Here is a 12,739-nt window from a genome sequence, read left to right as displayed (position 1 = left end):
CCGGGGTCGCAATCGTATGCTCGCGGAAAAACTCTACCTTGCTCAAACGTTTCGCGATTAGCCTGTTAGAACAAATTGACGACGAAAAGAGCATCGCGATGCGTCGCAGAAAGACCCGCTGAACCCGGAACTTCCTCGCGAAAGTCCTTGGCAAAACAACGAGTTGGTATGGGTCGGCCCTGCGCAATGCCCACAGCTTCAAGCAACACGTGTTGGAACATCGAAGAAAGGCTAGCATGCGACTTGACGAGAATCATGCAGTCGCCGCGTGATATCGCGAATTAAAGTTCCTGCTTGACCACGCTGTCGATCTTGTCCTGCATGGACTGCTCGCGGTCCGTCCGAGTTCCAGCTTTGATGGTTGTTGTAATTCGCGGTGCACCCATTGCGTGAACATGCTCGTGGCAACGCTTGATCGCGGTGAACACTTCGTCCCAGTCGCCTTCGATGTTCGTGCCGTATGCGTGGACTTGATGATTCAACCCAGCTGCCTGCAATACCTTTTGGCACTCCACAACGTATTTTCCTACGGAAACTCCAACTCCCATGGGGACGACACACAGATCTACGATGACTTTCATGTTCGTGATTCTTCCAATCTTTTCGGCTGAACGTTGTTTGCTTCGGGAAATCATAATCTTTGCTGACGAATACTGCAGTGGCTGTTCTCAACCAAATTGTGTTTCTCCCGTCTCCAGGCCGATGATATTTCCGGGCGGCCCGCCGAGCGGCGAGTTCCTTCGACAGCAATTGCCGGCGGCATCTTTGAGCGGTTTGGATTGCTTATGAGGCAACTCATTATTTTTGGTCAGACGTTTGTGCTCGGAGTCCAGGACAATACCGGGGAACTCGAACAAGTTTTCATGTTGACCGGAAACAGCTTCTCACCGATGATTGAAGCAACCGCACCGCTCGAGCATCTTGCCATTCGACCGCTTGCTAAATCCTGAAACGAGCCGGCAGATAGTTGGCAGGAATCCGAGGCACTGCACTTGCTGACGCCTTCCGCCAAGAACTGAGCCAGATCGAACATGCAGAGTTGCTGAAGCGGTTAGTCAGAATTCGTATCCAAGTTAATCAAAACGAGCCGAAGTTAGCGCAGTGAATCCGATTCAGCCAAACAGATCTCAGCCAAATAATCCGCTCCACGGCGTGACCCTCAAGGCGATGCTCGAATATTTGGTTGCGGAGTATGGTTGGGAGCGACTGGGAGATCGCATTAACATCCACTGCTTCAATTGCGAACCGAGCATCAGTAGCTCGTTAAGATTTCTCCGCAAGACGGATTGGGCACGCGCGAAGGTCGAGCGACTGTACTTGGATTCGCGTAGCTTTGACGAGCGGAAGGGTCAGGTTACCTCCGCCGATGTGCCCATCGAGGGGGCCAGCGTTTGGGATCGAGCACGTCGAGACGTTTCAGAAGATCACTGAACTCGGCGGGCGCGAAACGCCTAACCAGACACAAAAATCATGCGAATCGTTTCTTTTCCAGCAAGTGCGACCGAAATTGTTTGTTCGTTGGGATTGCGTGACGATTAGTCGGCGTGGCTCACGAGTGTGATTACCCCGACAGAGTGCAGAAGCTGCCAAGTCCGACGCGGAGGACGATTCCGCATAACATGTGCTGCGGTGAAATTGATACGATGGTGCGGGATCGTCTGAAGTCAGAGAAGTCATTGCATTCGGTAAACTGGAGATCCTGGAGCAACTGCAGCCGGACTTGAGCATCACGCATGTACTGGGCGACGTGTGTGTTGTGCGACGTGTGTGTTGTCGCTGAGCGTAAAGTCAACGTAGCGGCGCGTTTGTTGCCGGGATCACCGCGGGTGATCAACCTGGAACCCCTTTGGCGGAGAAAATAACTGTGAGACACCGATTCATCCTTAGCGCGGTCATCGCGATATCGCTGGCGACCTGCTACCCAACGCTCGTATTCGCTCAGACGAGTAAGAATTCCATACCTTTGTCCTCCAAATCGACGGACCAGTGGCGCATTCGCTGGGATCGGTCGGACGATTTCAATGATGATGAAGTGGATTGGCTCAAGTGGAATCAGTCTCCCGAGAATTTTGGGGCCTGGGTTTGGGACAACGATGCGAATGTTGCAGTATCGGACGGTCACGTGCAGATTGCGATGCGACGATTGCCAGCACCGATCGTCAAGGGAGGCAGGCCTCCGACCCCCTACACCTCAGGTATGTTGAAGTCGCACGTGACAGGCACGTATGGTTACTACGAGGCGCGGATTCAGGGGGCTCCCCTGTTTCCCGGCGTGTGCCCGTCGTTCTGGCTGTATAGCAAAATTGACGATACGATTGTGCCGAAGGACGAGACGCGATACAGCGAAGTGGACATTGTCGAACTGACCCAGCGCGGTGATCGACTCGAAGGCAACGAGCGCATTGCGGATTGCAACCTCCACGCGATCGTGTCGAACGGTAAACCAGGTATGTTGAGACGCGAGTGGCACCGCCCCAACGACGAACGGTTTAAGGCTGAACAAGCCAACGAAGTACGTCTGCCGTTTGACCCTCGCAGTGATTTTCACACGTATGGTTGCGAGATCACTCCTAAAACCATCACGTGGTTCATCGACGGCACAGCGATTGGACAGAAACAGAATCGTTATTGGCATCGCGAAATGCACGTTGCCCTGTCACTTGGGCTTCGTCCCCCTTATTCGACTTATACCGCAAAGGGGTTTGTGCCGGCCGAGGTGAAAGTGACAGAGGAGTTTCCCACGACGATGCTAGTTGATTACGTCCGCGTTTGGGATCGACTGAAGTAGTTCGAGTAAAAGTCGTTTTTTCAGTTAAATTTTGAAAGGGAGGCTCCAACCGCCCCAACGGTGGACCGGGATCACCGCTCGGATTTTGCCGAACAAGTTTTTTCGGAACCAAACCGGCATTGGGGCGAAATTGGAACAGCAGTCGCACTGCAGTTCCGCCTACGCTACGATGCCCGCGGAGGCACTTTTCGTCGGTGTCAGAGGTGCGAATCTAGGTGCCAGAGCGCGCGAGAAGTGGATTTCAATAGCGACCAGCCAGTGCGCTTCGGGCGTTTCGCGTCGCCAGAAGTACGAGAGGTGGCGATTGATCTGCGAGTTCCGGCGATTGGCAGCGTGCACCCATTCCAAACCAAACCCATCATCCTCACGCCATGCCATCACTGCCCAAATCTACCAGAGGCGAGAATGACGTTGAATCGATTGCAGCGAGACACACCCCAATGTTGACGTTCCTTGTTCTCGCGATTGCCAGCGTGCTGATCGCCACAGCGTTTGTTCCGTTACTGCCTGTCGATTGGTGGTGGGTTCGGATCGGTGACTTTCCGCGCGTGCAGCTCTTAGTCTCGTATTTGGTGTGCCTGGTCATCGTGGCGTTCATGCTCAGTCAGCCGTATGCCAAAGTAGCGGCGGGGCTGCTGGTCGCTAGCATCTGCATTCAGCTTTACTGGGTGTTCCCATACCTGCCTGTCGCTCCTTATCAAGTCCAGCCGGCCAAGTCCGACGACTCGTCCACTCGTCTGCAAATATTGACAGCGAATGTGCTGCAAGATAATACGGATGCGTCAGCCTTAGTTCAGTTGGTCAAGTCCGAGTCACCGGACGTGTGCGTGCTGTGCGAAGTCAACCAACGTTGGATTGAGGATCTAGCGCCGCTTCGTGAACAATTTCAACATCACATCGAGCATCCTTTGGAGAACAAGTACGGCATCGCACTCTACACCAATCTCGAACTGGTATCCGGCGAAGTTCGAGCCATGGTGAAGGAGACAATTCCTTCGATCGACGCTGAGATTCAACTTGCGTCGGGTCATTCCGTCCGCTTGTTTGCTGTCCATCCTAATCCACCACGTCCCGGCGAAGATACGACAAAACGAGATGGTGAGTTGGTCTTGGTGGGACGGGACGTCCGCGATAGCGAGAGCGTCATCGTACTCGGGGACATGAACGATGTCGGATGGTCTCGAACCACAGACCTGTTTCAGGAGGTCAGCGGCTTACTTGATCCGCGAAAAGGTCGCGGTCTTTACGCGACTTTCAATGCGAAATCTTGGATTTGGCGATACCCGCTCGACCATCTTTTTCATTCCAAAGATTTTCGGGTAGTCTCGTTGCGAACTCTGCCGCCAATTGGTTCTGACCACCTGCCGTTGTCAGTGATCCTTAGCCACGAACCGGAGGCACGGGCGACGCAGTCGGCTCCGCATCTTGACGCCGGCGACGCAGAAGACGCCGAGGCAGCGGTAGAGGCATTGAACGAACCTGGTGCCCTTGATCAGCCGAAGGAGGATTAGCCGGCTTAACGGAGGGGTGTCCGCCTGCGCAATGAAGTCCTGCACGGCTGATCTCCCGCAAGCCACGTCGTCTTCGGCCGAAAAGAGAGCGGCTCGCTGCGCGAGCAGCGAACTGACGTGGATGCTTTGGCTACACGATTCCGTTTCTGGAACTCCCGCGTCAATAGTGGTCCTTCGCTCGGGATTGAGCAGAATCGTCCATTCGCCACTGTATAACGCAGTCGCAACTCGCCGAAGCACCAGCAGTTCTACGAGCAATGCGACTCCGCTATAGCCGAGAGTGCTGTTGGTGTTGCGGCAAGTCGAGTTTGCACTGGTGACGGTCAGTTTCAACCGATACTCCTCAACAATTGACTTGACGGACGGATATCCGCCTTCAATACCCGGTGCATCAATTGCAACGCGACGTCGGACTGCTGACGTGTGTTCGCCGCCACGCAGTCGGACGGGATGACGATGTCGAAGTCACGCATGTACGCATCATTGGCGGTGAATAGCACGCAGATATCGGCAGCGACCCCAGTAATGACCAAGCTCCGGACCTGCAGATGTTCCAGCAATACGTCCAACGTTGTAGCATAGAATGCCGAGTGCTTGGGTTTGAGCACAAAGTAGTCATCGTCGTGTGGCCGCAATAGTTCCACAATGGGCTTTCCGCGGACACCCTCGTTCAAGCAGTGGTCGACTTGCACCCGAAAGTCTGAACGCCACCTCCCAAAATTGTCGTTAGCGTAAACGACCGGCAAGCCTGTGTCGCGGAATCGCTGTCGTAGCTCTGCGAGGCGTTCTGCCATCGGAAGTGCGAACTGGAGAAGTTTGTCGCCGTCATCAAACTCCAGATCATTGATCACATCGATGATCAAGAGCGCCACGTCACTTTGATCGGGAACACTTCCATGGAGTGAGCGATCTTCTCTCTGCTCTGCCATTTTTCTAAGGCTCCGTAAAAGAATCGACGACGAACTCGATGGGGGCGTCCACGTCCGCATCGTCGAAGTAAAATGTAACTCGCCTGGATGATTTTGCGGGAACATATTCGATAACAACTTCTTTCACCTGATCTCGCTTGCAAATCGCACGCAAACGCAGGTCTGCGACGGGCTGACCACCGCGGTTGTGTACAGAGGCAGTCGCCACCAACTGTTGCTGCACGCGTTGGATCTCTTCGATCGTGAACTCAAACGAGGCGGGTTCGCGTTCACTGACGGCGCGGTATGCCAAAAACAGGAACGAGGCAATGACCAGCACTCCACCGACCGCCGCCACAATCCACTCGGCGACAGGAATGCCATTCTGCGTTGGCTGATCCGCACGATCATCTTTTTCTGTCATCATAAAACCAGTCTCGCTGCGGCTGCTCCAACGGCGGCTGGCGTCGCGAGCACCATCGTTGCCATGAGCGTTTCTTCCAACGCAGTATCCTCGAGCCGGCCGAAGACCCACAAGCAAAACAGGCTGGCAAGTAGAGCGATGGCATACCCCGGAATGGTAAATCGTAGGAAGACACTGCCTTGGGATGACTCATCCGGCACCGCTTCCTGGCCGCGAAACTTGACCACGAAAACAAACGCATGCATGACGACGAGCGAACACAGCCCCATGGCAATGGCATGCCACGCCGTCATCTTCAAGGCAATCACAAGCATCTCTTCAGTCGGCGCGACGTTGAAAGCCAGGAAGATCGCTCCGGCGAACATCAAGAACAATTCACGGAAATAACATCCGAGATCATGATGCGCATGCCCATTTGGCTCGTGTCTTCTCCCATTGTCATTGTCATCACCGAACTGGCTTGACGCCAGCACGGCCCCAAAACTTGCTGGAATCGCTTGCAGAACGATCTTTCCCAAGCCCTCGCTGAACATGGTCTCACTGGATCGAATGACTGCGATAAGCACAAGAACGCTGGAAGCGACAACAATGCCAACGCAATATGCGACAAATGCATCAACGACGGTTCCCACCCAACCCTGAGGAACTTCGAAGCCACTGTAGTAGGCCAGCCCCATCAGTGTCGGCAGAGTCACGGCGAGGAGCACGGCCAGCCGCATCGCTGGCATCGTGAAGCCCAGCCACCACATCTCCATCGTCAGTAGCATCGGCAGCGAGAACAACAATGCTCCGCCTGATGCTCTCGCAAGTCCAGTCAAAAATTTGTTCGAGGAGTCAGTAGCGTCATTCATGGGCTGGCGTCAGACTCGAGATCGCGGTCAGCAACACCGCTCGGACATGGCTGCCGACCAAGAGTTTGCCCGACCTGCTGAGGTGCCGACGAACGGCGACACGCAGAAACGAAAACGTAGTAATGTTGTGAATCCGCCCTGCTGGGAGGTGCCCTGTCTTGGTTGCGCATCCCCGAGATGCGTGAAGCTCGAACCGGCTCAAGGCGATTGCGCAATGAGTAAACTCAACCATGAAAGGAATGACCATGAAGGGTGTTACCGCACTTTGATCTAGTTGGGAGTCTCGAAGGGCTCCCCGGAAGGAGACCGTGTTCGTCCAGACCGAGACGCAAACAGTTCTCACGACGCGGTGTAGCATTTCTTGTACCAGAGGGTTCGCAGTGACATCACAAGGCAGCTTTGCTTGGAGACGTTTCGGTGTGGATCGCCACGCGGAGTAGGATGGAACGCATCAACTGCTATGGCACATCTGTGTCCACCTTGGCACACCAGTTGCGTATCGCCGCATTTGTGAAGCTATCCATTCGGTGACGTATCATCGAAACGCTTCCTTCAACAAACTAATCGCAAAGTGTCCCAGTGGATCAAGAAACTGAAAGCGTCGTTGTCGAAACCCCTGCCAATGATTCGCACAGGTCCAGGCTACCTGGAGACCAGCGGTCATCCCTACCCACGGGACGCTGGTCGAATCTCCATCAGCGACTCGAGACAGCATTTGGATTCACTCGCTTCCGCCCGGGACAGACAAAAGCTTGCCGTGCTGCCATGGAGGGTCGCGATACCCTGATATTGATGCCAACTGGATCCGGGAAAAGTCTTTGCTACCAGCTTCCAGGACTCGAACTCGAGGGCGTGACGGTCGTCGTCAGTCCGCTGATATCCTTGGCGGAAGATCAAGCGGCAAGCCTTCGCGATAACGGGATCGAAGCAGCGATTTTCAATAGTTCCAAGTCGGCGCGGCAAATCCAGCAATTTCGCGACGACTTGCAATCGAAGAAAACAGAGTTTGTTTTCACGACGCCAGAGCGATTGCAGCAGACAGATCTCTGTGACTTGCTGGGCGAGATCGGTGTTGATTTCTTCGTTGTCGACGAGGCGCATTGTGTGAGTCAATGGGGACATGACTTCCGTCCAGACTACCTTTGTTTGCAGCACGCTCGCAAGCGTCTAGGTAATCCACCGCTTCTGGCCATGACAGCAACCGCATCTCCCGCCATGATTGATGACATTGTCTATTCCCTTGGCCTCGACGATCCCGTCATTGTCTCCAGTGGAGTGTTTCGGCCCAATCTGCGGCTTGCGGTTCTGCCGTGCTCAGGAGTGAACGAAAAGGATGCCAAAGTTCGCGAACTACTGACTGCGGATGATTCGCTCATTGGGAATGAGCCGGCAATTATCTACTGCAATACGACGAAAGAAGTCGATCGGCTGCGTGATCGTTTTGCCGATATGAAGATGCCGGTTATGGGCTACCATGGCAAGATGAAGACCGCCGACCGGTTGAAGTCATATCAAGCGTTCATGGATGGTCCGCCCGGGGTGATGTTTGCCACCAACGCGTTTGGTTTGGGAATTGACAAGGCGGATATTCGACGTGTCATTCACTATAGCCTGCCGGGGTCCTTGGAAGCCTACTATCAGGAGGTCGGCCGAGCAGGGCGAGACGGCAAGAATGCCAATTGCACACTTCTGTATGACCCTGCTGATGTAGACGTGTTGAAGATGTTCGCGGGCGGACATCTCGATTCATCGCAGCTCAATACCGCCCATCATTGTCTTCAGCAGGGGATCGAGCGGTGGGGTTCCGATGACGGTACGGTGTCGTTATCCGAACTTAAGAAAATCAGCGCTCTCGGCCGGCCTACTCTAACGAGTTGTCTACAACAGCTCGCCTCACGCGGATTCGTATCGCCAGCAGGACGAGGACGTTGGCGGTGCGTGGTCGACGTGATTGACCATGATGTGACAGACGATTTAGCTCGCCAAGGGCAACACCGCGCCGAGAATCGTCAAATCGCCGTGCGCCAAATGGTCAACTATGCAGAGAGCCGCAGTTGTCGATGGGCAGCTCTGCTCGATCACTTTGAAGATGAACGGACGCTCGGTCGCACTCCTTGCCGCTGTGACATCTGTGATCCGACCGGCAACGGTTTGGCTCAGCTCGATGGGAACTCTCCAGCTGACTAGTCTCAGCCGCGACCGCCAGAGCTGGGATGTGCTCGCCTCAGCCTTCGCGAACGGTGTATCCGCCATCAGAGTAGACAAGTACAAGGTGGTCTACATCAGCGGCGTGTTCGCATAAGCGATCTCAGTTAAAGTCAGCAATCCGCTATTGCAGCAGGGATTGTCCGCCGTCAATCCAAACGGGAGTCCCCGTGATGTGCGAAGCAAGGTCACTGAGCAAGAATGCGGCCATCGCGGCGACATCGATAGGATCTCCCATCTCACCAGCAGTTAGCGGAATCTCGCCCTCAGGATAATTGACGGGAATCTCAATCGCTTCGAGATTATCACGCTCTGTTTTCTGGTGGATGTTGGATTTGATTCCGCCAGGACACAGGATGTTGACGCGGATCTTTGACTTGGCGAGTTCCAACGCGAGCATCTTCCCGAAAGCCAATTGGCCCGCTTTGCTGGTCGCGTAGGCAGACGCACCTTCATTGGTAAATGTACGGGTTCCGTTGATCGATGAAATAATGACGATGCTGCCGCCACCTCGATCGCGTAGATAGGGCACGCTGTGATGAACTGTCAGAAACGTCCCAGTGAGGTTCACGTTTATCGTGCGCTCCCAGTCCTCCAGCGTCAATTCATCAACGGGTGCCCAGGTTCCGTTGGTCCCTGCGTTCGCCACGACCCCGTCGATGCTTCCAAAGTGATCGACGATCGATCGGAAGGCATCTCGCATCTGATCGTTTTTCGACACATCGGCGGCAGCATAGAACGCCTCACCGCCAGCAGCTCCAATAGCCTGAACGACAGATTGCATGGCATGCTCGTCGCGACTGATGATCGCCACTTTGCCGCCGCATTCCGCGACCGTTTCTGCAATCCCCTTGCCGATACCGTCACTGCCGCCAGTGACGACATAGACCCGACCACGTAGATCAATCTTCATCAAGCCTCTCCTTTTCGCATCTTAGAATGTCGCGATCGGCGCCTAGGCCCCGATCAATTCTTCAACCGTCCAGTCGCGCCGTAGCATACAGGTGTGCGCGACACGAATAGCGTCGAGCCAGTGTGGCCGAGGCTGCCCGGGACTATTTGGGCTTACTGGTCCGGTTCTGGACTCGAGTGTACGCATCGAGCGCTGCCGGGCGAGCTTCCTCCCACGTCATGTGTTCGCCACCGCCGGCATCTTCCCATTGTTTTCGAGCGATGGCTTCGCGACTATTCCACTCGTCGTTGGCGTCAGCGTCGAAGGCTTCCCAACCAGATTGATACGCCGTGCGGTACTGCTCGTAGTCGTAAGTGTCGTTGTAGTAGGGGCGACTCGCGTGCTGTTCCTCCCAGTACGCCGTCTCGATCGTCGGGTCGACGCTCTCCGCAATGGCTTTGCCACCGTACCCGCCTGCGACCCCACCGACAATCGCTCCGGCGACGGTCCCGATGGGGCCCGCTACCGTGCCTGCGGCAGCTCCGGCAGCCGCTCCGCCAAGAGCCGCCCCCAGGCCCGTCCCAACCGGATGGGATCCAGGTTCTCCGGTAATCGCATCTTCGTTGCGAAGCTCTTCACGGGTTTCATCGTGAGCTGGTTTCTTGTTTGACATGGTCCGTTTCCTGTTTTCTAAGAGTGTGAGATCTGTGCGAAGTGGGAACTTGATTGGGAAGCTTGTCGAACCGCATAATTTCCGGTCACGCAACCATGCCCAACGACGGTAAACGACTGGCATTTTCTGTACCAAATCTCCGTTAATGGCGCAAGAATTGCCGATCTAGTCAGGCATCCTTCAAGATGCCAGCCGTCCAAGCTCATGTCAGACCTTCGCGAACAAAGGAGAGGAACTATGTTGCCCGCAACCAATCACCGAGTTGAACAACACACCCACCAAGCGATCAATGAATCGATCGCGCGCGAAACTCAGAATCGAATCGCGCACTACTCGACACAACCGCCACAAGTAATCTCACGCCGTATCCTGGAACTCAATCAAGAGTGGGACATTGAGCGGGCACTCGAGTGCAATGCCTCAGCGCTGGCGTTCTCCGGTGTGCTATTATCCGCAACCGTCGACAAGCGATGGTTGCTATTACCAGGTTTAGTGACGGGCTTTCTGTTCCAGCACGCTTTGCAGGGTTGGTGTCCGCCGCTACCAATTTTACGCCGCATGGGATTTCGCACGTCTGCCGAGATCAATGAAGAGCGATATGCACTGAAGGCGCTACGAGGTGACTTCGAGCGAATCATTTCTCGAGACGGTATTCACGCGGACCCCGATGCCGCATTCGTGGCGGCAGATCAGTAGCTACGAGCCTTTCGCCGCTCAATTGGATAGCGAGCTGGAAGGCGGTGATGCGCCAGAAACCAGCACCGCGTGTCAGGCCGGCGGCAAACTTCGCCGCGTCGCTAATTGCTCGCCCAACCTTCTTGATGCATTCATAGTATCGCCACCGGCCATCCTCGACGTTTCCAACGGACTGGATCTGACATGAAACGCGAGACATGTCGGCAACTCTTGCAAGGCCGGTGAAATCGACAAAGCATTGGTTCGCTTTCAGGTTCGTCGGGTAACGAACATCGAGTCATGAGATGTTCGATATGTGACGTCCTCACCGAATCCTGGCTCGTGTGATGTCTTCAATAGAGAATTGCTCGACGCAAGATCTGCGATGGTAGTTTGTCGTCCAGCTTGGTCAACGTGGTGCGTGGCAGTCGCTCGTACCATGGCAATCTTCCTCTCAACATTTCAGAATCGATGCCCATTCGGAAGATTGCGGGCCCATCATCATCCCAAGGCAACGCCGCACAGTTGACCAGCCTTTGGCACGAAAATCGCTTACACGCAGCCATCAAGAACTCAAACCAGACTTCCCCTTTCTAATGGAGTATCCAAATGTCGATGAAAACCTTAGCCGATGCATTCTATGATGAACTTCGCGACGCCCTTAGCGCGGAGAAGCAGTTAGTGAAGGCCCTCCCAAAGATGGCCAAAAACGCGTCGTGCGAGAAGCTCACGAAAGCCCTTCAAGACCATCTGACAGAAACAGAAGAACAGGTCCAGCGAGTTGAAAAGGCATTCCAGGATACCGGTAAAGCTGCCAAGGCAAAAACTTGCGAGGCTATGAAGGGCTTGATTACTGAAGCCGAGGACATGCTCAAGGAAGACGCTGAACCGGCCGTCAAGGACGCCGTCATCATCGCCTGTGCGCAGAAAGTTGAGCACTACGAGATTGCGACCTATGGAACGCTATGCACCTGGGCGAAAGCTCTCGGATATGACAATGCACTGAAGCTGCTCAAACAGAATATTGATGAGGAAGAAGCGGCCGATGAGAAACTTTCGCAGCTGGCCAAGGCGATTAACAAGGATGCACTGGCCACTGGTTGAATCACGAACATTTGACGCCGCGTGGACTCGCGCCACGCGGCGTCTCCTTATAGACTCACCACCTACAGGCACCTATTGATGACAAGCCAAGCCGCAATTCCCCGTCGTCGTCCTTATTGGACTCGCGCCATTGCTGTGATGAAAGAGTGGCTGCGATGTCCGTCGCAAGTCGCATCGATCATTCCCAGCTTTCCGTTTCTCACTGAGCAGATTGCTGATCGCGACTGTGTACGATCGGCTCAGCGGATCGTCGACCTCGGGCCTGGCACCGGAGGCACTACCGAGCGTTTGCTCAAACATGCTGGCCCGGACTGCCGCGTACTGGCAATCGAGAAGGCGACCGGTTTCATTGAGCCGTTAGAGGAAATCGGTGACTCACGACTGACTGTCGTGCAGGACGACGTGGTAGGTTTGGAACGTGTCCTAATGATACACGATTTCAAGTCGCCGGACGTTATCGTATCTGGTATTCCATTCTCGTCGCTGGATGCCGAAACCGCCGAGTCGACGATCAAGGCGATTCATCGAGACTTGAGTGTCGGTGGCACGTTCATAGCCTACCAACTGAGGAGTCATGTAGTGACGTACGCCGAACCGCTATTTGGCAAGCCCACTGTGACCAACGTGATCCTGAACCTCCCTCCACTGCGTGTATTCACCTGGACCAAGAACGCTGAGTGATGAAACACATTTTTCAGCCAGAGGCCG

Annotated in this window: 15 protein-coding genes; 9 read left to right on the top strand and 6 right to left on the bottom strand. The window is 54.7% G+C overall.

Translation table 11 applies throughout. The annotated features are described in order from the left end of the window. Positions 1-281: 281 nt before the first annotated feature. On the bottom strand, positions 282-581 hold the full coding sequence (locus tag Poly21_RS13285) for an MTH1187 family thiamine-binding protein (protein ID WP_146407485.1): 300 nt from the start codon (positions 579-581) through the stop codon (positions 282-284). Between the two features lie 204 nt (positions 582-785). Between Poly21_RS13285 and Poly21_RS27520 the strand changes: the two genes are divergently transcribed. From Poly21_RS27520 to Poly21_RS13270, 4 genes are all read left to right on the top strand, one after another. Then, the gene (locus Poly21_RS27520) at positions 786-950 is read left to right on the top strand and encodes a hypothetical protein (protein WP_302118842.1); all 165 of its coding nucleotides are present in this window, start codon (positions 786-788) and stop codon (positions 948-950) included. A gap of 151 nt (positions 951-1,101) precedes the next feature. Continuing rightward, positions 1,102-1,431 (top strand): VF530 family protein, encoded by a 330-nt coding sequence (locus Poly21_RS13280; protein WP_146407484.1) that lies wholly within the window; start codon positions 1,102-1,104, stop codon positions 1,429-1,431. 433 nt (positions 1,432-1,864) lie between these two features. Beyond that, the gene (locus Poly21_RS13275) at positions 1,865-2,788 is read left to right on the top strand and encodes a family 16 glycosylhydrolase (RefSeq protein ID WP_302118841.1); all 924 of its coding nucleotides are present in this window, start codon (positions 1,865-1,867) and stop codon (positions 2,786-2,788) included. 440 nt (positions 2,789-3,228) lie between these two features. Then, positions 3,229-4,299, top strand: coding sequence for an endonuclease/exonuclease/phosphatase family protein (locus tag Poly21_RS13270; RefSeq protein WP_302118840.1), 1,071 nt, complete (start codon positions 3,229-3,231; stop codon positions 4,297-4,299). Positions 4,300-4,628: 329 nt separating this feature from the next. On the opposite strand, the gene Poly21_RS13265 is transcribed toward Poly21_RS13270, so the two are convergent. From Poly21_RS13265 to Poly21_RS13255, 3 genes are read right to left on the bottom strand one after another with little or no spacing between them, the layout of a single operon-like run. Then, a complete protein-coding gene (locus Poly21_RS13265) occupies positions 4,629-5,228 on the bottom strand; it encodes a cysteine hydrolase family protein (protein WP_146407482.1) in 600 nt (199 codons plus the stop codon). A gap of 4 nt (positions 5,229-5,232) precedes the next feature. Then, a complete protein-coding gene (locus Poly21_RS13260; RefSeq protein ID WP_146407481.1) occupies positions 5,233-5,634 on the bottom strand; it encodes a hypothetical protein in 402 nt (133 codons plus the stop codon). Then, on the bottom strand, positions 5,631-6,482 hold the full coding sequence (locus Poly21_RS13255) for a TIGR02587 family membrane protein (protein WP_146407480.1): 852 nt from the start codon (positions 6,480-6,482) through the stop codon (positions 5,631-5,633). The genes Poly21_RS13260 and Poly21_RS13255 overlap by 4 nt, the downstream gene beginning before the upstream one ends. A 579-nt stretch (positions 6,483-7,061) precedes the next feature. Here Poly21_RS13255 and Poly21_RS13250 point away from each other — a divergent pair. Further along, positions 7,062-8,669 (top strand): RecQ family ATP-dependent DNA helicase, encoded by a 1,608-nt coding sequence (locus Poly21_RS13250; RefSeq protein ID WP_302118838.1) that lies wholly within the window; start codon positions 7,062-7,064, stop codon positions 8,667-8,669. 142 nt (positions 8,670-8,811) lie between these two features. On the opposite strand, the gene Poly21_RS13245 is transcribed toward Poly21_RS13250, so the two are convergent. Together Poly21_RS13245 and Poly21_RS13240 are read right to left on the bottom strand one after the other, a co-directional pair. Then, the gene (locus Poly21_RS13245) at positions 8,812-9,600 is read right to left on the bottom strand and encodes an SDR family oxidoreductase (protein ID WP_146407479.1); all 789 of its coding nucleotides are present in this window, start codon (positions 9,598-9,600) and stop codon (positions 8,812-8,814) included. A 142-nt stretch (positions 9,601-9,742) separates the two neighbouring features. Continuing rightward, positions 9,743-10,252 (bottom strand): hypothetical protein, encoded by a 510-nt coding sequence (locus Poly21_RS13240; protein ID WP_146407478.1) that lies wholly within the window; start codon positions 10,250-10,252, stop codon positions 9,743-9,745. Between the two features lie 237 nt (positions 10,253-10,489). Between Poly21_RS13240 and Poly21_RS13235 the strand changes: the two genes are divergently transcribed. The 4 genes from Poly21_RS13235 (at position 10,490) to Poly21_RS13220 (ending at position 12,712) form a co-directional block, all read left to right on the top strand. After that, positions 10,490-10,948 (top strand): hypothetical protein, encoded by a 459-nt coding sequence (locus Poly21_RS13235; RefSeq protein WP_146407477.1) that lies wholly within the window; start codon positions 10,490-10,492, stop codon positions 10,946-10,948. Continuing rightward, positions 10,920-11,135, top strand: coding sequence for a hypothetical protein (locus Poly21_RS13230; RefSeq protein ID WP_146407476.1), 216 nt, complete (start codon positions 10,920-10,922; stop codon positions 11,133-11,135). Before Poly21_RS13235 ends, Poly21_RS13230 begins: the two co-directional genes overlap by 29 nt. A 401-nt stretch (positions 11,136-11,536) precedes the next feature. Then, a complete protein-coding gene (locus tag Poly21_RS13225) occupies positions 11,537-12,031 on the top strand; it encodes a YciE/YciF ferroxidase family protein (protein WP_146407475.1) in 495 nt (164 codons plus the stop codon). Between the two features lie 78 nt (positions 12,032-12,109). Continuing rightward, positions 12,110-12,712: a class I SAM-dependent methyltransferase gene (locus tag Poly21_RS13220; RefSeq protein ID WP_146407474.1), complete on the top strand. Its 603-nt coding sequence runs from the start codon at positions 12,110-12,112 to the stop codon at positions 12,710-12,712. Positions 12,713-12,739: the final 27 nt, after the last annotated feature.

It is taken from the genome of Allorhodopirellula heiligendammensis (assembly GCF_007860105.1).
In the GTDB taxonomy this organism is placed as follows: domain Bacteria; phylum Planctomycetota; class Planctomycetia; order Pirellulales; family Pirellulaceae; genus Rhodopirellula; species Rhodopirellula heiligendammensis.
The sequence above is the reverse complement of the archived record's forward strand: the minus strand, read 5'-3'. Positions and strand labels throughout refer to the sequence as shown.

Excerpts from the sequence above, each read along its gene's own strand:
- Poly21_RS13285 (WP_146407485.1), bottom strand. The coding sequence starts at position 581 with ATGAAAGTCATCGTAGATCTGTGTGTCGTCCCCATGGGAGTTGGAGTT.
- Poly21_RS27520 (WP_302118842.1), top strand. The coding sequence starts at position 786 with ATGAGGCAACTCATTATTTTTGGTCAGACGTTTGTGCTCGGAGTCCAG.
- Poly21_RS13270 (WP_302118840.1), top strand. The coding sequence starts at position 3,229 with ATGTTGACGTTCCTTGTTCTCGCGATTGCCAGCGTGCTGATCGCCACA.
- Poly21_RS13265 (WP_146407482.1), bottom strand. The coding sequence starts at position 5,228 with ATGGCAGAGCAGAGAGAAGATCGCTCACTCCATGGAAGTGTTCCCGAT.
- Poly21_RS13260 (WP_146407481.1), bottom strand. The coding sequence starts at position 5,634 with ATGATGACAGAAAAAGATGATCGTGCGGATCAGCCAACGCAGAATGGC.
- Poly21_RS13255 (WP_146407480.1), bottom strand. The coding sequence starts at position 6,482 with ATGAATGACGCTACTGACTCCTCGAACAAATTTTTGACTGGACTTGCG.
- Poly21_RS13245 (WP_146407479.1), bottom strand. The coding sequence starts at position 9,600 with ATGAAGATTGATCTACGTGGTCGGGTCTATGTCGTCACTGGCGGCAGT.
- Poly21_RS13240 (WP_146407478.1), bottom strand. The coding sequence starts at position 10,252 with ATGTCAAACAAGAAACCAGCTCACGATGAAACCCGTGAAGAGCTTCGC.
- Poly21_RS13235 (WP_146407477.1), top strand. The coding sequence starts at position 10,490 with ATGTTGCCCGCAACCAATCACCGAGTTGAACAACACACCCACCAAGCG.
- Poly21_RS13230 (WP_146407476.1), top strand. The coding sequence starts at position 10,920 with ATGCCGCATTCGTGGCGGCAGATCAGTAGCTACGAGCCTTTCGCCGCT.
- Poly21_RS13225 (WP_146407475.1), top strand. The coding sequence starts at position 11,537 with ATGTCGATGAAAACCTTAGCCGATGCATTCTATGATGAACTTCGCGAC.
- Poly21_RS13220 (WP_146407474.1), top strand. The coding sequence starts at position 12,110 with ATGACAAGCCAAGCCGCAATTCCCCGTCGTCGTCCTTATTGGACTCGC.